The 21,534-nt window shown below is 66.6% G+C and carries 11 protein-coding genes and 1 pseudogene; 4 read left to right on the top strand and 8 right to left on the bottom strand.

Annotated elements, in window-relative coordinates:
• Window positions 1-89: 89 nt before the first annotated feature.
• The 8 genes from K7G60_RS22375 to K7G60_RS22340 all read right to left on the bottom strand — a co-directional run bounded on the left by K7G60_RS22375 (window position 90) and on the right by K7G60_RS22340 (window position 11,184).
• Window positions 90-635 carry an MOSC domain-containing protein gene (locus K7G60_RS22375; RefSeq protein ID WP_225802759.1) on the bottom strand — a complete coding sequence of 182 codons (546 nt, stop codon included), beginning with the start codon at window positions 633-635 and terminating at the stop codon, window positions 90-92.
• Window positions 636-1,372: 737 nt separating this feature from the next.
• On the bottom strand, window positions 1,373-1,867 hold the full coding sequence (locus K7G60_RS22370) for a DUF3237 domain-containing protein (protein WP_225802722.1): 495 nt from the start codon (window positions 1,865-1,867) through the stop codon (window positions 1,373-1,375).
• 158 nt (window positions 1,868-2,025) lie between these two features.
• Window positions 2,026-2,412 carry a hypothetical protein gene (locus K7G60_RS22365; protein WP_225802721.1) on the bottom strand — a complete coding sequence of 129 codons (387 nt, stop codon included), beginning with the start codon at window positions 2,410-2,412 and terminating at the stop codon, window positions 2,026-2,028.
• A complete protein-coding gene (locus tag K7G60_RS22360) occupies window positions 2,355-2,717 on the bottom strand; it encodes an oxygenase MpaB family protein (protein ID WP_225802720.1) in 363 nt (120 codons plus the stop codon). The genes K7G60_RS22365 and K7G60_RS22360 overlap by 58 nt, the downstream gene beginning before the upstream one ends.
• A gap of 134 nt (window positions 2,718-2,851) precedes the next feature.
• Window positions 2,852-3,433, bottom strand: coding sequence for a hypothetical protein (locus K7G60_RS22355; protein WP_225802719.1), 582 nt, complete (start codon window positions 3,431-3,433; stop codon window positions 2,852-2,854).
• Window positions 3,434-3,509: 76 nt separating this feature from the next.
• Window positions 3,510-4,379 (bottom strand): DUF1963 domain-containing protein, encoded by an 870-nt coding sequence (locus K7G60_RS22350; RefSeq protein WP_225802718.1) that lies wholly within the window; start codon window positions 4,377-4,379, stop codon window positions 3,510-3,512.
• 1,547 nt (window positions 4,380-5,926) lie between these two features.
• Entirely contained in the window at window positions 5,927-7,501 is a 1,575-nt protein-coding gene (locus K7G60_RS22345; protein ID WP_225802717.1) for a VCBS repeat-containing protein, read from the bottom strand.
• 194 nt (window positions 7,502-7,695) lie between these two features.
• Window positions 7,696-11,184: a DNRLRE domain-containing protein gene (locus tag K7G60_RS22340; RefSeq protein ID WP_225802716.1), complete on the bottom strand. Its 3,489-nt coding sequence runs from the start codon at window positions 11,182-11,184 to the stop codon at window positions 7,696-7,698.
• A 664-nt stretch (window positions 11,185-11,848) separates the two neighbouring features.
• Here K7G60_RS22340 and K7G60_RS22335 point away from each other — a divergent pair.
• The 4 genes and pseudogenes from K7G60_RS22335 to K7G60_RS22320 form a co-directional block, all read left to right on the top strand.
• Window positions 11,849-19,171, top strand: coding sequence for a polymorphic toxin-type HINT domain-containing protein (locus K7G60_RS22335; RefSeq protein ID WP_225802758.1), 7,323 nt, complete (start codon window positions 11,849-11,851; stop codon window positions 19,169-19,171).
• A 110-nt stretch (window positions 19,172-19,281) separates the two neighbouring features.
• Window positions 19,282-19,863, top strand: a complete 582-nt coding sequence (locus K7G60_RS22330; RefSeq protein ID WP_225802715.1) for a hypothetical protein — start codon at window positions 19,282-19,284, stop codon at window positions 19,861-19,863.
• Window positions 19,864-20,271: 408 nt separating this feature from the next.
• Window positions 20,272-20,646: pseudogene (locus tag K7G60_RS22325) on the top strand (transposase); the annotation flags it as partial.
• A gap of 52 nt (window positions 20,647-20,698) precedes the next feature.
• Window positions 20,699-21,534: ISAzo13 family transposase (locus K7G60_RS22320; RefSeq protein WP_225802714.1), on the top strand; the 836-nt coding region annotated here is incomplete at its 3' end.

Here is a 21,534-nt window from a genome sequence, read left to right as displayed (position 1 = left end):
TCGCGACCGACTCCACGATTGTGCGAGCCCACCAGCACACGGCTGCCGAAGAGGGCCGGCCGGCATGCTGATGACCACGGAACGAGAACCTAGACCCGTTCCAGCGGGCGGTGGGGGAGGGGCGGGGGTTCGACCCGGATGGAATCGTCGGGGCGGACGGTCCCTCCACGCCGGACCACGGCCATGACGCCACACTTGAAGGTGAACTCGCCGGACAAGGGGTCCATGGCGAAGACCTCACCGAGCAGCCCCTTGCGGAAGTCGTTGATCTTCGAGCACGGGTTGCGCAGTCCGGTCACCTCAAGCATCGCCTGCTCCCCAAGATGGAGCAGAGCGCCGGTGGGCAGGCTCAACAGGTTCACTCCGCGCGTGGTGATGTTCTCGCCGAGCTGGCCTGCAGAGACGTTGAAGCCCTTGAGCGCGAGTTCGTCGAAGAGTTCCTCGTGCATCAGGTGGACCTGGCGCAGGTTGGGCAGGTCCGGCTCGTAGGTCATGCGGAACTGGTGGCGGATCGTCTCACCTGCGTGAACGTCTCCTTCCACTCCGATCCCCGTGAGCAGCGTGATGGAATCGCGATTGGGCTTGCTGAACGAGTACACCTCGTTGCGGCTCACCGCGGCGACCTGACCAGACATCACGCCCTCCACCCGTTGTCGTTCTGTGACCGGTCGATCATAAAGGCGGTGCAACCAGCCTTGTGAGGGCGGCGGGCGGAGAGCGGTCTTCATCGGACGGATGCGTCAGGTCCGGCACCCGACCGGCATCGTCCCGTCACTGAGCACCAAGGAGACAACTCCTAGCTCGAGGACTGTGGCGGGGCTCGGTCGGTTTTGGGCGGCAAGGACGATGCCGTCGTCGGCGAGGAGCGGGCGTTGCGACGCCTGGAGTGTGCGCTGCTCGTCGTAGGCCTTCCCGGTCGCCGGGACTGGGGCTGGGGCGGCGAGTGCGGGGCCGGAGTCCGGCCCGGTACCCGAGAAGGCGGGGTGTGGATCACGGAGCCGGGGGGCATGCGGGTCTTGAGCGCTTGGGGGCGCTCTGGATATGCGGGACCGGCCGGCCTTCCCCCTCCGGCTGGTCCTTGGGTGGAGGAACGGCCCGCACCGAGTCGGTGCGGGCCGTTCGGCGTGTGCCGGTGCGTGTAACCGCCGGAGAGGGCACCCGGTGATGCGTGCGGGGTCGGGAGAAGGGACAGAAACGGCAGGGGGCGGAGCGGCCGTTGCGCGGGTTCCCGTCGTAGACCCAGCCACTGCCACGGACGTACGACCAGGTGCTGCCGTAGCTGTTGGTGATGTAGCAGTTCGCTCCGGCACGATCGGTGGCTGTTCCAGTTGGGCGTGCCCGGGAGACTTTCCTTCGCGGCTTGTCACGGCGGTCAGGTCACGGAGTAGAAGCGGATGGCGACTTCAGAGTCGTTGCTGCGGGCGAGGCCGATGAAGACGGTGCGGGCGAGCCAGAGATGGGCGGGGGCGTCGGTGCGGAAGACGGGGGAGGTGCGGTAGTACACGCCTGCCTCGGACACCTGCAGGGCGCCGTCGTGCTGGGCGGGGGCGGTGGGGTCGTCCTCGTGGTAGTAACCGCGGTTGGTGATGTCGATGACCGCGCCGTCATCGGCTTGAAGGAGGTATCGGGCATCGAGCTGGTAGACCCCGCGGCGCCTGTCGCACCAGTCGCCGCCGCCGGCCAGGACAGTGCCGCGCAGGCGGGGGCCGTCGACAGTGCCGCCGGTGATGGGCACGTACTCGGTGATCTCGCCGCCCCCGTGCCCGATGTGCAGGGAGGGAGCGAGGAAGAGACGGACTTCGAAGGCGAAGTTGAGGGCAGGGGTGAAACCCGGCCCGACGGCGGTCTGCGGCTCTGGGGCGATCACGGCACTCCGTAGGGCTGCGGGGCTGGCGTGGCGGTAGGGCAGATCCTAGGCAAGCCACGCCCAGCCCGGTCAACGGCGTTGACATAACGCGGCTGACGGGCGTGCCGTGCGGCTGCGGGGGCGCCTCGCGCGGGGCACCCCCGAGAGGGCGCCTCGTATCAGCGGTTGTCGTGGAGTTCCTGGTACATCTGACGCTGGTCGTCCTGGCCCTGGGTGAGAGCAGCCTTCTCCATGTCGCGGAAGGCGGTGGAGGCGATGCCGAGGATCTCCTTGTACGGGTTGACACCGGTGGCCTTCTCCGCGCTGCCGCCGAGCAGCCCGCCGCCGAGGCCGCTGACGAGCTTGTGGCCGGCGGCGGCCAGGGCGCTCTTGGGGACGCCGGCCATGTCGGCGTACTTCCCGGTGAGCGCAGTGCGGATCATGGCGATGAACGCGTCGTGGGACGGGCCGGGGAAGAACTTCTTGTAGTAGTCCAGCGCCCGCTTGGTCATGGAGACGCCGTACTCGCTCTTCTGCCACTCCATGCCCCGCTCGGTGTTCCACACCTTCTCCACCGTAGCCGCGTCCTTGGCAGAAGCCACTTCTCAGGCATGCCGAGGTAGTGGTTGACGTAGTGCCAGGCGCAGATGAACTCCTCCGCGTCGTCCTTGGAGACGTCCCGACCCAGGTTGCGCATGCCCTGCAGGATCTGGGTGCTGAAGATGCAGGCCGCGCCGGTGGTGTACTTCCGCGAGACCGGCTCACCCCACTTGTCGTACTCCCACACGCCGGACTTCTTGTGGAGCTGACGCACCGAGGCGTGCACGAGGCGCACCTTGGTGACGTTGGCGGCCAGGGTGCCGTCGGTCATCGCTCCTTCCTTGTCCATGTCGACGAACAGCCGCGAGTGACCTTGTCCACGAGAACGGGTTCTGGCTCACTTTCCGTGATCCGCGCACGGTGAGTGATTTCTCTCTGGGAGACCAGTGGGACGGAAGGTGGGTCTCAGCTGCAGACGATGGGGCAGCTACGTCGGATCGAGTGCTGGGCAGCGCGCAGGAACAGTGCGACGTAGAAGGCTGTGTCCAGGCCCTTGCTCCACGGTCCTGGACGAGCGGTGGTCGGTTCCTCTGCTTGGTGCCTGAACCACGCGCTCAGGTCGAGGTTGTCGCATGTTGCCGGGATTTCGGGTGGCAGAGCGATGACTGTCGCCAGCTTCTCGGCGAGCAGTAGTACCTGGGGGGCGCCGGCGACCATGGAGTGGTAATCGCTGGATTCGATGGGCAACCAGATCTCCTCATCGAGCGAGACGGGCACGAGCACGGTCCAGCCGCAGAGGATCTCCGATTCCTCTTGTGACAGGTGCGTCTCGCACAAGGCGAGGAACCCGGTCATGGACGGGGTCAGCTTCTCCTCGAAGGCTTGCCCTGAGCCAGACGTGAAGCCCGTCTCCGGGGGCACGTCCTCGTAGGGCGGCAGGCCCCGCTGCCTGAGTTCAGCGTTGAGAGCCGAGGCGACCTCGCCCCACCCGTCTTCCTCGTCGCCGAACCATTCCTCCGCACCGACGCTCACCATGTACACACCCATGTGGGGAAGCTATCGCGCGCCTCTGACATCGCTCAGTCTTCACCGGCCCCCAGAGCGAGAGGTGCGTCGGACCTGGTCACGGGGCGTCGAAAACGGTCACGGCCAGCGCCTCGTCCCATCGAGCGGCGGCCAGGTCGTCGTGACGGATCACGAATTTCGTGTAGTACTCCGCGCAGCCCCGGGCTTCATTGGCGAGCGGTATCCATTCGCTCGCCAGCCGGAGCGCGTCCTCGTCCAGATAGGAAAGCCATTCTCCCTTCGCGAGGGTCTTCGCCGTAATGCTGCCGACCGTCGCCTCGTCATCGGCGTACCCGCCGAGGGCGAGGTAAGCCCCGGACGACCAGAGGCCGTGGGTCAAAGATCGAAGCTCGTCCAGGTGCGGCAGTTCACGCTCCATGTACCGGGCCAACTGCTGCTGGAAGGGTGACATGTCGTCCCACTCGAGATCCTCCCAGAACTCGTGCCAGCCCTCGTCCTCGTCGCCCTCCTCGAGCCAAAGGGGCAGATCGGCCCTGAGCTCGGCGCAGACGTCGATCCGCTCGCCGACACACGCGGAGTCGGGGGGTTTCGCGACCGCGGTTTCGGTTCCCTCCGGCACATACACAACTCGTGCGTACCGGCCTGGATCGGCCCGCGATTCGCCGAAGTCCATCTCTTGGTGAACGAAGAAGAGCAGCGTCCCGTCTGTCGGCAGGTCGAAGCCCTCGATCCTCGGCAGTGCTCCACAATCGACGGAAAGGAGCAACGGCAACGGAATGTTCCCGGCAGACGGCCACTTCATGCCCGCCGGCAGTCGGGGCAATCCACCGATGTGCCCGACCGGAGAACCCCCGCCACCCCCGGACAGTCCGATCGCCAAACGAAGGTGTTGGCTGAACCTGCTGATCTCGTCGTCCGGGATGCCCAACTCAAGCGCTGCCCGACGAAACTCTCCCTGGTGATCCATGTCCGAGAAGGTAAACCCTATCCAACCCACCTGATGCATTGGGGCGTTGGTGGGCATGGGTTGTACGTGACGGAGGCGAGCAGTCGGTCACCTTGGATCGACCCGGCGGCTCCGCTTCCAGAAAGCTGCGCAGCTCCAAGGCGAGGTCCCAACAAGGAACGACTCCGCCAAGTACCGCACCCGGCCACCAAACGGTCCCCACCCCACCCGCACGGCTTGACGATCGATAGGAGCATCAGCACGTATCGAGCGTTTCCGCGCCAGCCCCCGGCGTGCATTCGTACGACGAGGTGGCCTGGGAACCGCCGGCCAGTCCGCCTTGCCCGCTGACCGCACGTCGGCGGCCGGTGTGCGGTGGCGGATACGAAGGAGCCCCGACCGTATGGGGCCGGGGCTCCTCATAGGTCCGCACGCGACCACCATCGGTGCGGGCCGGTGTGGCACCGTGCCGGGCATGTGGGCAGGGGAGTCCCACAGTCCGGCGAGTGAGCGGGTCCCCTCCGCTCCACCTCTGTGTGCCCTCGAGGCCGGCCGTCACACCCCCGTGCCCTTCTCAGGAAAGCCTGGTGTGAGGAGTGGCTTTGCGGGCAGACGGAAGGCAGCGCCGTCGTCTGCGGATATCCCCCGCGAGTCGCGGGCGGTGGCGGCGATCGTGCACGCCCTGCCCGCGGTCTTCCCCTTCCCGCGGGCAGGGATGCATGAGGGGTACGGCACGTACGGGTGGCCATGGCCCGGAGTTGGACTACCGCCCTGAGCGTGACGCCGGCCGCCGAACCGGAGGAACCGTCCCTCCAGGGCAACCCCCAGCACAATCGCGCGAAGACGGTGCACACCGGCTGCCCGGTGCACATCGAGCACCAGGCAGAGGCATGGGACCACCGGATCGGGCTCAGCGTGGGGCGGCATGACCGGACGCGAGTGCCGCGCCCTGCTGCGCCGCAGGACTGAGGTCATCTCCTGGCGGCAGATCCTCGACGACGCCCGCCGCGCCCAAGGGCAGCCTTGCGCGAGCTGAGCCCCCACCACCTGTGCGTAGGACGGCCTCATGCCACGAGGTCGCTGGCCAGATGCAGGCGACGGACCGGGTGAGGTCTTCCGTGAAGCGGATAAAGGTGGGCTTCCTCTGTCCGTGAAGCGAGCGGGACGAGGAAGAGGACCGGATTCGGGCGGTTTGCCGGTTTCGGCGAAACTGGTTCAGCTGAAGCCGTATGTACGGTAGAACTGCAGGTCACAGAGTCTGCTCCCCGCACCCGCGGGGATGGCCCCGCGCGCTGCACCTCAGCGATCCAGTTGTACGCCTGCTCCCCGCACCCGCGGGGATGGCCCCGGGTCGGCCCGAGCTACTGCAGCCCGGGCGGTCTGCTCCCCGCACCCGCGGGGATGGCCCCACGCACATCGGCATCTACGCGGGCGACGGCATCTGCTCCCCGCACCCGCGGGGATGGTCCCGAGTACGAGAAGCTGCTGACCGTGCTGGACATTGTGACTGGACGACCTCATGGGGATCCCCGGGGCGGGCCGTCTCCCGCCCCGGGATGCTGCCTCGTTCAGAAGAGGCGGTTGTACGTGTTCCAGCCGCCGCCGACCTTCGTGCGGGTGGCGAACGAGGCGGCCGCGCTGCCGGTGCCCCGGTACAGCCACAGCACCCCGGCCCTGTCGCGGGCCAGCAGGTCGGCCCTCCCGTCACCGGTGACGTCGGCGCCCCCGGCGAGCCGGTCGTACACGCCCCAGCCGCCGCCGACCTTCACCCGGGTCTTGAACCGCGCACTGGTGAAGCTGCCGGTGCCCTTGTACAGCCACAGCACCCCGGCCTTGTCCCGCGCCAGCAGGTCCACGTACCCGTCCCGGTCGAGGTCCCCGGCGCCGTCGATCCGGTCGTAGACGTTCCAGCCGGCGCCGACCTTGACGCGGGGCGCGAAGGGGCTTTCGGAGCCGAGCCGGCGGTCGTAGTACCAGAGGGTGCCCGACGCGTCCCGGGCGACGAGGTCGCCGAGACCGCGCGTGACGGCGGACGGCTTCATGCCGGCCCAGTAGTAGGGGCCCTGCTTGTGCGGGGAGAGAGCGGTGAGGGTGTTGTAGGTCTGCCAGCCGGTGCCGATGCGGTAGGGATTGGCCAGGGGCGCCCCGGCTGCGCCGGTGCCGCTGTAGTCGAAGAGCGTGCCGGTGGTGTCGCGGGCCAGGAGGCCGTGGCGGGGAAGGACGGGCTTGCCCAGTGCGGTGAACGGGGCGCTCGTCTGGCGGACGTCGGAGTACTGGGTGCTGAAGTCGTAGATGTCGTACCTGGTGAGGGCCACGAGTTTCACCATGTACGCCCCTGAGGGTGTGGTGAGTTCGTAGCCGATGGTGTGGTCGCCGGGCTCGAGGCGGCAGTCGAGGTTCACCGAAGAGCTCAGGAGCGTAGTAGAGGGCTGGGTGCAGGTGGCTCCGGCCTCTGTGGTGAGCCCGCCGATGCGGATGTCGCCCGGATTGCGCCAGAGGTATCCGTCGGCCGGCCGGAACCGGAGGGTCAGGTTGCCGGCGTCGTTGGCGTGGACCCGGAGCTGCTGACGCGCCGTTCCACCGGCGGGGATGTCGGGCAGGTCGAAGGTGACGGTGTTCAGCGCGGCGCTCGCGGCGGTCTTGATGACCACCTTCGCGCTGCCGTGGGTGGCGTCGGCCGGTGTGGCACCGGCGGTGCGGGCGGTCTCGATGCCGGCGGTCAGGTCACCGCCCTTGGGGACGTAGGCGAAGCCCCAGTGGACCGCGGTGTCCGGCGCGTCCGTGGGCACGGTGAAGCCGGGGCGCAGGCCGGAGGGGCCGCACACGTAGACGGCGACGAGACCGGCCAGCTCCGTGCAGTCGTTGGCCTGCGTGGTGAATCCCGTCGGGACTCCCGCTCCGTCTCCGGCCGGTCCGGTCAGCGGCTTGGTGGAGAAGGCGATGACCGTCTTGCCGTCAGGGGTGCCGGACTCCACCCGGGGCGAGAGGCGCGGCGCGGTACCGGGAGCGGCGACCTGGTCGTGTACGGACAGCCGCAGGACATCGTCCTCGGCCATGGCCGTGCCCGGGCTCGCGAGAGTCGCGAGGGTCAGGAGGCCGGCGGCGGCGCTGAGGGCTGCGATACGACGTGCTGCTTGGTTCATGAGGCCCTTTTGTGTGCAGTACTGGATCGAGTCCTGCCGCCCCTTGGCGGGAGGCGCGCAGAGGGGGACCGTACCGGGGACGGCGATGGGTGTGGGTGCCGGCTCGGCCGGCGTGCCGGGGCAGGTTCTGGAGGAAAGGGGGCGACCGTGGTGTGGCCCCCCCCTTTCCTCTTCTCGTGCTTTGTGTTGGCTGGTCAGCCGATGGCGCGGTTGGTTGTCCAGCCGACGTCGCTGGCCATGAAGCGGGTGCCGTGCGTGTCGGGGGCGCCGGGGTAGAAGTAGAGCTTTCCGTCGGATGCGGCTGCCCACATGTCGGGGATGGTGTCGCCGTTGGCGGAGGGGGTGCCCATCAGCAGGGGCATGGAGTCCTTGTTCCAGCCGCCGGTGCCGTAGACCTCGTCCTGGCCGGTTTTGGAGTTTGCGCCGATGGCCAGGGAGGTGAGGTCGACACCCCCCTTCGCGCCGGGCTTTCCATGCCGAAGGAGCAGACCGCGTCCGGTTTCCTCGGTGCGGAAGAGGAGGTCGGGTACGCCGTCTCCGCCGATGTCCGCGACGCTGACGAGGTCGCGGGTGGCCCAGGGGGCGCTGGTGAGCATGCGGGCTTCGGTGAAGGAGGCTCCGTTGTAGCCGGTGAAGGCCCACAGTGCGTCGCCGGCGGTGGCGAACAGGTCCGGCAGGCCGTCGCCGGTGACGTCTCCGGTGGCCAGGATCTGGGTGTAGGCGAAGGTGGAGGGGGAGGGGGCGTTGGGGGGCAGCAGGATTTCACGGCGCTTGGTGGTATTGACGGCGCCGTAGCCGTCTCCGGGGTAGACCCACCACTTTCCGTCGACGCCCGCGACGATGTCCTGCAGGCCGTCGCCTCCGTAGAAGTCTCCGTTGTGGGTGATTTGGGCGCCGCCGAAGTGGTTGTTGAGGGGGCCGATGAACGTCTGTTCCTTGTCGCCGCCGTTGGGGTCCTTCGCGGGGTTCTCCCGGTAGGCGCCGGACATGGAGTAGTCGATGTCGCCGGTGCCCTTGAGAAGGTCTTTGTCCGCTTGCGAGGGGTAGAGGCGCAGGTTGCCGCCGGCGGTGATGGTCAGCATGTCGGGCAGCTTGTCGCCGGTGAAGTCTCCTGCGGCGTCGGCCTGGTCGCGGGGGGTGACGTAGAAGAAGTATTTCCTGGGTTCGGAGACGTGGTTGGCGCCGTCGACGACCCGCACATACAGCACGTTGGGGCCGGCGGCGGGGGGCTTGACGTTGCTGATGGTGGCCGTGAGGGAGGTCCCGGCGGCACGGGTCAGGGAGTGGGGGTAGCTGTTGGCGTTGAAGCCGTATTCGTAGCGGACGACGTCCGTGTTGAAGGCCTGGAAGGTGAAGGAGCCGGTGGCGCCGAACTTCTTCTTCGACCAGTTGGAGTCTTCGGGGGCGTTGCCGAAGGAGTTATCGTTGTCGGTGCCGTCGGCGTTGGGGAAGTCGGTGGAGGTGACCTTGGGGGTCCTGGGCGCGACATTGTCGAAGATGAAGCGGCAGGGCACCTTGGGCGTGTAGGCCGAGGAGGAGCCGGCGGCGTCGATGGCCCGCACGTTCCACGAGTAGGTGACGTTGTTGGTCAGGCCGCTGGTGGAGAAGGCGGATGTGGTGCGTGTGGCGTCGGAGGTGTTCGCGCCGACGGAGACGGTGCCGGTGGACTTGAGCATGTTGCCGGTGGTGGACCACTTGCCGGTGGGCCACATGGCGAAGTTGAGGGAGGCGAGGTTGTCGTCTTTGTCGGTGGAGCGGGCGGTGAAGGTGATGCTGGAGGCGCCGACCCGGACGTAAGGGGGAGTGGTGGTGCACCTGAAGTCGGGATCGAGGTCGTGGCTCGTCGGAGGCGTCGGGGGGCGGTTGTAGGTGAGTTCGAGGACCGGGGCGTTGTCGCCGTCGGCCGTGAACTTCTTCCACGCGTACTGGGTCTTCTCGTCCCTGGCACGCATGCCGAAGGTGATCAGGTTCTTGCCCTTGTCGGCCGTCTTCTGGGCCGCCGCCTTCACATCGAAGGTCTCGTAGGCGTCCTTGCAGCCGGTCTTGTAGCCGTGGGCGAAGCTCCGCGGTGAGGCGGCCAGGTTCGCGTCGGTCAGGGCGGGGGCGTTGTTCCAGTTGGTGCGTGCGTCGATCGCACTGGTGAGGTGCACGGACATGGACCGCGCGTCACAGGACCAGGAGTAGGTCTCCAGCAGCCGCAGAGTCGCCTTCTGGATCTTGACGCCCTGGAGGTTCTTGTCGAACGCGATGTTGAAGTACGAGCGAGAGGTGCCCCAGGTGTCGGACTCGAATCCGACACGGGCCTCGTGGGTGCCGCCCTTGTTGAAGTCCTTGCCGTTGAAGAACGTGGCCTTCGGGTGACGGCTGTAGGCGGTGGTCCAGTCCTGGGTGTGCTTCTTGACCGTCGGGTCGATGAAGACCGGGTAGACGGTGGCAGGGTCGTTCAGAAAGTCCTGGTCCGGTGTCAGAAGCCAGGTTCCGTCCCCGAGGTCGCTTGTGACCACGTCGCCGCGGGATTCGGGCGAGGGGCCGTTGAGCAGCGGCAGGCTCAGCGTGGCGGCGGACCCGGTCTGGGAGGGCTCCGGCGTGGGCTCGGCCGGAGCCGTGGGCAGCGGTGGATCGGTGAGCGTGGGCGCTGGCTCGTCCGTGGCGGTGGGCAGCACCTCGGCCTCGGGATCGACGTTGTCGTCGGCCAGCTCCTCGGCGCTCGCACTGGAGCTGGGCTCCGGGGCGGTGCTCGTACTGACCGGTTCGACGGACTCGGACGCGGTCGGCTGCGACGACGCGCCGAGCTGGCCGTCGGTGACGGCCGGGGGGCCGCTGCTGTCCCACATCACCGGGGTCGGCGACAGGGCCACTTCCTGACCGTCGGCGTCCTCGGCCCCCACGATGCCCGAGGCCTCGTCGAGACGGAAGGACAGTGTGGGCGAGGACAGCCCGTACGACAGCTGCGCGACGTGCGGGTCCGCCGCGGCCTGCCGGTTCTTCAGAACAAGCAGCTGCGCGAAGCCGTCGTCCTCGGCCGTCAGCACCAGATCGGCCCCCGGGAAGATCTCCGGATACAGCGCCCGCGATCCGTCGATGATCGGCGCGGGCACGGGCCCGGGCCAGGTCAGCTGGATCTCGTGGAACTCGGGAATCTCGGCCGTACCGCCGACAGTGAGCGTGACCAGCGCACTTCCCGTGTCCGCCTCGGTCTTGTAACCCTTCACCAGCGAGATACGGCTCACGCGTGCGCGTGACGCCCGCTCCGTGCCGCCGGCCTTGCTGCCGCCGGAGAACACCATGCGGGTGTTCGTGGCCGCGGGCGCCCAGCCCTTGCCCGTCCTCCGCAGCGTGGTGTCGATCGCCTTCCACTCCTGGCCGACCTTGGCCCAGATCGGAGAGGCGTACAGCTTCTGCGTCATCAGCCCGTCCGGACGCGCCCACGTCGTCGAACGGATCGTCCGCAGCGCCGTGACCTCCACCGGCTTGCCCGTCTTACGCGCCAGCGAGGCCGCGGACGCCTGGCTTACCGTCCGAGGACCGCTTTTCCCGTCCCGGCCGCCTTCCTGCCCCGTGGACGCGCCATCGGGAGAGACGGCCTGGAAGCCCGCGTACGCGATACCGCCCGCAGCGAGTGCTGCCGCGGTCACCAAGGCGCTCACGCGCCGGGTCGCGGGCCGTTGCCATGTCTGTCTCATCAGGAGAGAACCCCTTACTTCCCAGGATCCGGGGCTCTCAGGGCACCGGCTGAAACCACGAAGCCGGCCATGACGTCATAGCGGGGGAGTCCGGGGCGGAGCACCTTGCGCGCGGGCATGGCTGGGCGAGCCGATGATGTCCCATCAGCCGCGCGCCGTCACCTGCCTCCTCGGGGGACGGGCGGGCACCGTGCCGCGTCTCGCGGTTCGTGGCAGCCCGGTCCCTGGCCTCTTCATGTCGGATCCGCTCGTGTCTGTGCCGGGTGCAGAAGCTGTGAAATCGGCCGGAAGTGAAGCCGGGACCGGGTGTTTCACTGCTTGATGTAATGATCACGCAGTTTGCCAGGCTTGCTGCTCTGACCAGTGGCTTTGCCGGAAGAAGCCCCTTACCGATGAGCTTGACCGTAGCTGGATGATTACGTTCCGTGAACATAATCACATCAGTGTCATAACCTCTGGCTTTCCTTCACGATCCGACCGCAGAATCTGCCGATCTGAACTGTCATCACCTGCGGTCCGACTCCGGTTCCCGCTCCAAGTGGTCCGGAGGGCCCTCGCCTTGTTCGCTCCTCACCGCCGCACCCGCCGCCGGGCCCGCCGCACCGTCATACCCGCGATCGGGGTCGCGCTGCTGGTGGGCCTGCTGCCTGCCCAGTCCCTGGCCATGCCGCCCGACCCGGCGAACGTCGAAACCGGCCGCGAGACCATCGTCGACACCGACCCGCTCGCCCTGGAAAAGGTCGAGATCGACAAGCCCGTCGACGGCCAGACGTTCGAAAAAGACCTCAACACCCTCAAGGTCGAGGTCCCCACCGATCTGCAGCAGGCACCCGCCGGCACCACGACCACCCCGGCCCCTGACACCGAGTCGTTCACCTTCGGCTCTACCGTCAGTCCCGCCTCGATGACCACCGAGACGACGACGGCCGAAGAAGGCCCGCTCACCCAGATCTCCGACCTGCCCATCCTTGCCGGAAAGGCGGCCGATCAGCCCGCCCCGACCGGCACCTGGCAGTTCAGCGTCCTCGACCGCAGCACCGTCGACCGCAGCACCGACACCAGCAAGAACGTCGAAGAAGCCCTCAAGGTCGGCACCCTCGTCACGGTCCAGGCACCCGCCAGCGGCTCCGTGCCCATCAACGTCGCACTCAACTACAAATCCTTCGAGCTCCTCCACGGAGCCGACTGGGCCTCACGCCTGCGCCTGGTGCAGTTCCCCGAGTGCTACCTCACCACGCCCCTCGACGAGGCGTGCCAGGCCTACGAGGAACTCGAGACCGTCAACGACCCCGTCACCCACACGGTGAAGGCGACGGTCGACACCGCCGCCGACGGAACCGTCACCCCCGCCTCCACCACCGGCACCGCCCAGTCCGGCCCCGCGGTCATGCAGGCCTCCTACACCCCCGCCACTCCCATCGCCACGGGCGGCGACAAGGCCGTCATCGGCGCGGTGGACTCCGGTGCCGGCGCCGGCGGCTCCTTCAAGGCCACCCCGCTCGCCTCCAGCGGCACGTGGAGCGCGGGCGGCTCCTCCGGAGCGTTCACCTGGTCCTACCCGATGGCCATGCCGCCCGCACCGGCCGGCCCCGCACCGAACGTCACGCTCTCCTACAACTCGCAGACCGTCGACGGCAAGACCGCCGTCTCCTCGCCCCAGGCATCCTGGATCGGCGAGGGCTGGGACTACAGCCCCGGCTTCATCGAACGCCGCTACCGCACCTGCAAGGACGACACCCACAAGCTGGGCGAGGACCTCCCCAACAACACCGCCAAGGCCGACAAGACCAGCGACCTGTGCTGGGTGTCCTACAACGCCGTCATGTCCCTGGGCGGAAGCACCACCGAACTCGTCCGTGACGCCAGCAGCACTCCGGAAACCGGTACCGAGACCTACCACCCCCAGCGCGACGACGGCACCCGCATCCAGCACCACACCCGTGCTATCGAAGGCAGTACCGCCAACGGCGACAACAACGGCGAGTACTGGACCGTCACTACCACCGACGGCACCAAGTACCACTTCGGCCTCAACAAGGTGGGCGGCGGTCACGCCGACACCAACTCGGTCTCCACCGTCCCCGTCTTCGGCAACCACCCCGGCGAACCCTGCCACGACCCCGCCTTCGACAACTCCCGCTGCGGCACGGATCCAGCCACGAATAAGCCCAGGCAGCAGGCGTGGCGCTGGGGCCTGGACAAGGTCGAGGACGTCCACGGCAATGTCATGGTCGTCAACTGGAAGCAGGAGACGAACTACTACGCCGTCAGGGACAAGCGCGACTCACCCGAGCAGTACGAGCGCGCCGCCTACCCCACCAAGATCGAGTACGGCATGCGTGCCGCCGACCTGACCAAGGCGTCCGCCACGGTCGAGTTCGGCGTCCAGCAGCGCTGCCTGAAGTCCGGCACCGTCTGTGACGAGGCCAACTTCGCCAAGACCGGCGACCCCGGTGCGTACCGCCCCTGGTGGGACACCCCCGGCTCCCTGAACTGCAAGAGCACGTCCAAGCTCTGCCCCGGCTTCCCCTCGTTCTGGACCCAGCTCCGTCTCGACACCGTCACCACCAAGGCAGCCCGCGCAAACCAGACCGGCCTGGGGTACGTCGACGTCTACACCCTGCACCAGTCCTTCCCCGAAGACTGGTACGACACCGCCCCCGGCCTCTGGCTCAACTCCATCACCCGCAAGGGCTACGGTCCCGGCGACTCTCTGAACGGCGGCACCGTCCAGTCCAAGGACGGCGTCAGTTTCGCCCACTACCAGGTGAAGCCCACCTCCCCGCTCAAGGGCTACCTCCGCGACAAGCAGCTGCCCAACCTCGTCCCCACCGGCTCCAGTGACAAGCGCCCCGCCTTCACCCGGCCCCGCATCGGCGTCATCGCCACCGAAGCCGGAGCCGACATCGAAGTCGAATACACCGGCGGCTGCCAGTTCCAGCCGACCACCGACGCAGGCAAGGCCAACGGCACCTGCTACCCGGTCCGCTGGTCCCCCGACGGCGAGGAGAAGACCCCCGCCAAGGCCTGGTTCAACAAGTACGTCGTCGCCTCGGTCACCCAGACCGACAAGGTAGCCACCCTGTTCAACGCTCCCATCAGGACCGCCTACAGCTACTCCGGCCCCGCCTGGGCCAAGAGCGACGACGAATTCCTCCGCCCCGCCCTGCGCACCTACAGCGACTGGCGCGGATACCGCCAAGTCGCGGTTACCAAGGGTAACGCGAGGATGTTCGCCAGCGCATCGTGGAGAACAGGAGAGGTCCCCCCGCCTCCCTCGCAGTCGCGCTCTGTAACCCGCTACTTCCAGGGTGTCGGAGGCGATGTTACGGACTCCATCGACGGCACCGTCCTGCTCGCCGACGACGCCCCGCAGTACGCCGGCATGACCGCCGAAACCCTCACCTACCTGAACTCCTACAAAAAGCCGAACGAGTTCACCAGCCGCACCCGCACCTTCCCCGACAAGTCATTCGAGACGGCCTCGCGCACCAGGCAGGCCGAGGACGGCACCGCCCTCACCGTCCTGAGCGCCTACCGGACCAGCGTCAAGAGGACCGACACCATCCAGACCGTCGGCACCAGCTGGCGAGGCGCCCGCAGCACCACCCTCGACCGCGACGCGACCTACGGCCTGCCCACCGCAGTCGAGACCGCGGTCGTCACCCCGGACGGCACCGGCGGAGAAACCCTCTCCGAACGCACCTGCACCAAGACCGACTACGTCCACAACACCACCACGTGGCTGATCGGACTGCCCTCCACTCTCAGCACCACCGCCACCACCTGCGCCGGCCACGCCACCGCCGACCCCACCACCGAACTCAAGGGCTCGGTCCACACCCGCTACGACAACCTCACCCACGGCGCCACCCCCACCAAGGGCCTCGTCACCGCCATCGACCAGATCGACGGCACCGGCACCACCCACTCCATCACCACGACCACCACCTACGACCCCCTCGGCCGCCCCCGCACCATCACCGCACCGGGAACCGGCACAACGGAGACCCAATACCTCCCCGGCGGCGACAACGGCGGACCGGTCACCTCGACCAAGACCCTCAAGACGGTCGACGCCAAGGCCCACATCACCACCACCACCTACGACCCGGGCCGCGCCCTTCCGCTGACGGTCACCGATCCCAACGGGCGCGTCACCCGCACCGAATACGACGACCTCGGCCGCCTCACCAAGGGATGGTCCGCCTCCCGCTCGGCCGGCACCCAGACGTCCAACGTCGACATCACCTACCAGGCCGCAACCGCCACGCCCAGCGAGACCCGGCCGGCGGCCGTCACCGTCAAGACACTCAAGGACGACGGCACCTACGCCAGCCAGGTCACGATCTACGACGGCCTGATGCGCCAGGTCCAGACCCAGTCCGAAGCCCACGGCCCCGGGCGCATCGTCACCGACACCCACTACAACGACCACGGCCTGGTCTCCGAACAGACCGGCGGCTACCTTGCCAAGGGCGACCCCACCCCCGAACTGTTCAAGGTCCAGTCCCCCACCCTCGTCCCGAACTCGGTCAAGACCACCTACGACGGCCTGGAACGCCCGGTCAGGCAGACGCCGTACCACGGGATGGCACGGCAGACCGCGAGCGTCACGACCTACAACGCCGACACCAGTGTCACCGTCGACCCCGCGGGCTCCACCAGTCCCACCGTCACCACGGTGACCGACGCCCTCGGCCGAGTCACTCAGATCAAGCACCACACCGGCTCCGGCAACGTCCGCACCACCACCTACGCCTACGACAAGCGCGGCAACCGCGACAAGGTCACCGACTCCGCCGGCAACGCCTGGACGTACACCTACGACGCACGGGGCCGGGTCACCACCACCACCGACCCCGACACCGGCACCACCAAAACGCAGTACGACGAAGCCGACCGCCCCAACCGCGTCACGGACGAACTCCAGCAGTCGATCTACACGACCTACGACACCCTCGGCCGAGTCACCGCGGTCAGCGCGGGCACCACCACCGCCACGCCCATCAAAAAATTCACCTACGACCAGGACGGGGCGCTCGGCCTGCCCTACGAGGCCAAGCGGATCACCCCCTCCGGCGACGAGTACATCGACCGGGTCACCGGCTACGACACCGAATACCGGCCGACCGGGCGCCAGACCGTCATCCCGCAAAACGCGATGACCACCGGCCTCCACGGCACGTACACCTACAGCTACACCTACACGCTCACCGGTAAGCCGCTGTCCGTCACCCTCCCCGCCAAGGGCGGCCTTGCCGCCGAGAAGGTCATCACCCGCTACAACGAGGACGGCCTGCCCGAATCCACCTCCGGCCTCGCCTGGTACACCTCCGACGTCACCTACTCGCCCTACGGCGAAGTCCTGCGCGCAGTCTCCAGCGCACAGCCCTACCGCGTCTGGACGACCAACTTCATCGACGAACACACCGGCCGCCTGATGCGCACCGTGACCGACCGCGAGACCGCCGGCCCCCACCGCATCTCCGACACCGGATACGCCTACGACGCCTCCGGCATGATCACCGCGAGCGCACGGCAGAACGCGGAAACCCCCACCCTCACGACCTGGGACAACCAGTGCTTCACCTATGACGCCATGGGTGAACTGGTCCACGCCTGGACCTCCAACATCAAGCCCAACGGAACCGGCATCGGCTGCAAGGCCGCCACAGGAACCACCTGGGGCTACAACAGCACCGGCACACCCTCCAGCGGCCCCGTCGTCGACGCCGCCCATGCCGCGAACACCACGCCCGCCAACCTGGACAACGCCGCACCCGCTACCGGCACCATCGCCACCAACACCGGCACCTCCACCGCAACGCTCACCGGCGCCGTCACCGGCCAGGCCGCCTACCGCCAGTCCTTCACCTACGACTGGCTCGGCAACCGCGCCACCATGACCGAGCACGACCCGGCCGGCGACACCACCAAGAACACCAAGTACGACCACACCTACAGCACCACCCAGCCCCACACCCTTACCTCCGTCGTCTCCACACCCACGGGCAAGGGCAGCAGCTACACCTACAACCCGACTGGCACCACCAAGACCCGCGATCTGCCCGACGGGCTCGCCCCGGACCAAAACCTCCAGTGGATGCCCGAGCAGAAGCTCGAATCGAACACCGTCAGCTACGACGACGGCACCAACTCCATCAAGTCCAGTAAGACCACCTACGTCTATGACGCCGCCGGCAACCGCATCCTCGAGAACTCACCCGCCGGCAGCACGCTGTACCTCGGCGAGACTGAACTGACCACCGACTCCGTCGGCCTCATTACCCGAGCCTCTCGCACCTACAGCCACGCAGGCGCCCCCACCGTGGTGCGCTCCACCACCAACCAGTCCACCACCGTCCACACCCTCGACATCCTGCTCACCGACCACCTCGGGACCGCCCACACCACAGTCGAAGCCGGCGGCACCCAGCCCGTCACCCGCCGCAACTTCAAGCCCTACGGCGAGCCCCGTGGCGCCAAACCCGCCGATTGGCCCAACAAGCGCAGCTACCTCGGCGTCGGCATCGACGACACCGCCACCGGCCTCACCCACATCGGCGCCCGCGAATACGACCAGAACACCGGCCGCTTCCTCTCCGCCGACCCCCTCATCGACCTCACCGACCCGCTCCAGATGAACGGGTACACCTACGCCAACGGCAACCCCGTCTCCAACAGCGACCCCACCGGCCTCGCACCCGACGACTGCGCCAACAACGGAGTCAGCTGCTCACCCAACGCTGACGGTTCGTGGAACACCACGCCGACCAGCGAGTACGCGAAGTACAACGGGACGACTGTTTCGGAACTTGACGACAAGGACGACCCGGATCTCCTTTTCAATCAAGAAAGCGCCGCAACGGGAGATGCGATAGCCGCGGCAGCGGCCGCCTACCTTGGCGGGGAGGCTTATGAAAAGTTCATGAACGCCTTCCAGGCTCAGATAAATGCTCGCGTAACTTCCTCGTACTCTCGCTATCAGGCTACCTCGGACGACAAAATATCCGATGCGGTAAACCTTTGCATGGGGAAGAATGCCCTGGGCTGCTCCGAGGAAATGAAAAATTTCCTGAACAGCCTGGAAATAGAGAAGTCGGTAAGGGCCGGGGCCTTCGAGGACGGAGGTCGTCCGAGTGGCGTTCAGGGTTCCCGAAACTTCACGGCGAAGGTCAAGTCTCTGACCCCCTGTAACAGTTTCGTTCCGGGGACCATGGTTCTCATGGCCGACGGTTCCGTGAAACCCATCGAAGAAGTAGAGGCGGGGGACCAGGTCCTCGCCGGCGACCCGAAGGATGGGTCCTCGCATGCGGAGACCGTCACTGCGGAGATAAAGGGCGAAGGGCGGAAGCAGCTTGTAGAGATCAACGCCGATGCTGGTGATCGACCCGTGCAGATAACCGCCACGGCGGGGCACCCGTTCTGGCTTCCGGAAGCAGGAGAATGGGTCGAGGCCGGTGAGCTCAAGTCAGGCCAGTGGCTCCGCACCAACACGGGCGGGCATGTCAAGGTTGTAGAGGTCAAGCGCTGGGTTAGCCTGAAAGCTAAGGTCTACAACCTGTCCGTCAGTAACCTCCACACGTACTATGTGCTGGCGGGCGTGACTCCAATACTTGTTCACAATGCAAGCTGCAAGACCGTGGCAGAGAATGATGCTGGGCGCTTTGGCGACCTCAGTCCAGGGAAGGTGGGTGACGGCCTGGAGGCCCATCACATGCCGCAGGATGGCCTTGGATTCCTCGCTAGGAACGAGGGCGGGGCGATCGTGATGAAGCAGGCTGATCACGCGCTGACAAGGACGTATAAGAACTTGGGCCGCGCTACCAAGGCGGCTGAGAGTGGTCTACCATTCCGTACTGTCCTTGCTCGCGATATTTGGGACCTGCGCCGAATAGGTCAGCAGCAGTACGGGGATCCGGGCTACTTTAATTCGGGAATTCAAGGACTGTTTGCATACTATCGAAGGATAGGAATGCTGTAGTAGTGTGGCCGGGGTGTGGTACAGGGAGATGTCTGCACCACACCCCGCTTTATTGGTCTGGGTTGGCGCGTTCCGTGAGTGATATTACTGGGCTCTGGTAGGGTGGCGTGATGCGAGATTCTACTGATTTGCTGCAGCGCATAGAGGAAGATGTAAAGGTCGCGGCCCTTCTGGCGGATGTGTTCGAATTTGATGTCCGGCGTAAGGTGGGTGACGAGTCTGCCCGGCTGGCTTCCGGGCTCATGGTCGAACCCATCGCCGGAGATTTTACGGGCGGAGTGTTCTACCTGTGTGGAACCGTTGGATCTGCTCGCCCGGTATTGTATGCGAGTTCGGAGGGCGACGCTGGAATTATTGCGACAGATTTGAGTGAGGCCCTCGGGGTGGTGGTGGGATTTCCCTATTGGAGAGACTGTTTGAAGTATTCTGCGGGTGGGGATCTGGCCGCCATGGAATTGGCAGCGGATTTTCTCTGTCGTGATTTGGTAGCGAATCGGCCTGCGATAGGTGCTGAGCAATCCCGTGTTGCTGAGGCGCTCGGTCTGACTCTCGAATCACCCCTGGTCCTGACGGCTCGACTTCATATGGCCGTCAAGAGTGCGGGTCCAGATTTTGATTTTAGCGATGATACGGGTGAATATGGCAGCCTATTTGGCCCGTTTCCGCCCAGTCGCAATCGATCTTGGCAGTAGATTGCCGATTCCCGGACGGTGACGTTAATCGCTGTGGTCGTCCCCCTTCTTTGGTGTTTGAGGTGCCCCGGCGACCCCTGATGTAAAAGTTTTGAGGCCTCGCTGTGATTTTCTTCTGGTGGGGCCTCTAGCTTTCTTTAACGCTGCAGGAATAAAGGGGCACAGTGTGGCATTTTCGGGTGCACTCACGAGCTGGCAAAATTCTGCTGAACTGCGAAAACTTAGATGGTAGTGCCTCGATGCGTACATTCACTATGCGCTGGCCGGCAAGATGTCCTTCCTCGTCTATAAAGCCAGTAAGTGTTACGGCTGTTGCGTCGGTATAAATATCGCCTTCCGTGCTGAATTCGACTAGTACTGCAACGGTGCTTGCCGTGACTGATGGCCAGGTTGGTCGTTGGTGTGGTCATGGGTGGGGACCTTGCTGATGTCAGGTTGTGGACAGGCGAACTGGAAGCTGTGCATGGGCGATTCATGCACCGTTTCAGCAGGTCAGAACCCCGGGAGTCGGCACTGGCTTATATGCGGGGCCTGATCGCTCCGCTGCAGCGGAAGAACGGCTGGACGCTGGCGGAGGAAGCCGGCCACGCAGGCCCGGACCGCCTCCACCGGATGCTGAACCGGATCGAGTGGGATGCGGAGGAGGTCCTGGACGACGTGCGCGAATACGTCGTCGAGCACCTCGGCGACCGGGAGGCAGTGCTGATCGTGGACGACACCGGCTTCCTGAAGAAAGGGGTCCGTTCGGCCGGGGTCCAGCGCCAGTACTCCGGCACGGCCGGGGCTCGTATTTCAATTACTGCTCGGTGTCGGGGTGTTGGCGGGACAATGAGCTGTGACTGCGGGTACGTCCGCTCGAGCCTCGGTTGTGGCGTTGAGAGCGAAGTTCGATCAGTTCCTTCCTCATCTCGATGAACGGCGTCGGCGGATCTACCTGGCCAGCGATCCCGCCGCGCTTGGCCACGGCGGGATCGCCCTGGTGGCCGTGGCTTCTGGCATCAGCTCGGCCACCATCACACGCGGGATCTCCGACCTGTCTGGAAGCCCTTTGCCGGCCGGCAGGATCCGGGCTCCAGGGGCCGGCCGCAAGCCAGTGACGGTCACCGACCCGGGTCTGCTGCCCGCGCTGGAGGCTCTGATCGAGCCGACGACCCGGGGCGATCCGGTCTCGCCGTTGCGCTGGACCACCCTCTCGCTGCGGTCTTTGGCCGCGACGCTGACCACCCAGGGCCACCCCGTCAGCGCGGCGACCGTCGGGCGCCTGCTGCACACCCTGGGATACAGCCTGCAGGGCACCGCCAAGACCACAGAAGGCGCCAGCCACCCGGACCGGGACGCCCAGTTCACGCACATCAACGCCACCGCCGCAGCCTTCCTCGATGGCGGCCAGCCGCTGATCAGCGTGGACACCAAAGCCAAGGAATGGCTCGGCCACCGCGACCGCCCCGGCCGCACCTGGCGGCCGAGCAAGAACCCCATCCGTGTTGACTGCCACACCTTCATCACCAGCGACCAGCCCGTGGTCATCCCCTACGGAATCTACGACATCGCCCGCAACACCGGCTGGGTCAACGTCGGGACCGACCACGACACGGGCGAGTTCGCGGTGGAATCCATCCGCCGCTGGTGGCGGCAGCGCGGCCGGGACGACTACCCGGACGCCAGCCGGCT

The sequence above is a fragment of the Streptomyces sp. NK15101 genome (assembly GCF_020400725.1).
Taxonomy (GTDB): Bacteria; Actinomycetota; Actinomycetes; order Streptomycetales; family Streptomycetaceae; genus Streptomyces.
Note: the sequence above shows the minus strand (reverse complement) of the source record. Positions and strands in the feature narration are given on the sequence as shown.

Excerpts from the sequence above, each read along its gene's own strand:
- K7G60_RS22375 (WP_225802759.1), bottom strand. The coding sequence starts at position 635 with ATGTCTGGTCAGGTCGCCGCGGTGAGCCGCAACGAGGTGTACTCGTTC.
- K7G60_RS22360 (WP_225802720.1), bottom strand. The coding sequence starts at position 2,717 with ATGACCGACGGCACCCTGGCCGCCAACGTCACCAAGGTGCGCCTCGTG.
- K7G60_RS22355 (WP_225802719.1), bottom strand. The coding sequence starts at position 3,433 with ATGGGTGTGTACATGGTGAGCGTCGGTGCGGAGGAATGGTTCGGCGAC.
- K7G60_RS22350 (WP_225802718.1), bottom strand. The coding sequence starts at position 4,379 with ATGGATCACCAGGGAGAGTTTCGTCGGGCAGCGCTTGAGTTGGGCATC.
- K7G60_RS22345 (WP_225802717.1), bottom strand. The coding sequence starts at position 7,501 with ATGAACCAAGCAGCACGTCGTATCGCAGCCCTCAGCGCCGCCGCCGGC.
- K7G60_RS22340 (WP_225802716.1), bottom strand. The coding sequence starts at position 11,184 with ATGAGACAGACATGGCAACGGCCCGCGACCCGGCGCGTGAGCGCCTTG.
- K7G60_RS22335 (WP_225802758.1), top strand. The coding sequence starts at position 11,849 with ATGCCGCCCGACCCGGCGAACGTCGAAACCGGCCGCGAGACCATCGTC.
- K7G60_RS22330 (WP_225802715.1), top strand. The coding sequence starts at position 19,282 with ATGCGAGATTCTACTGATTTGCTGCAGCGCATAGAGGAAGATGTAAAG.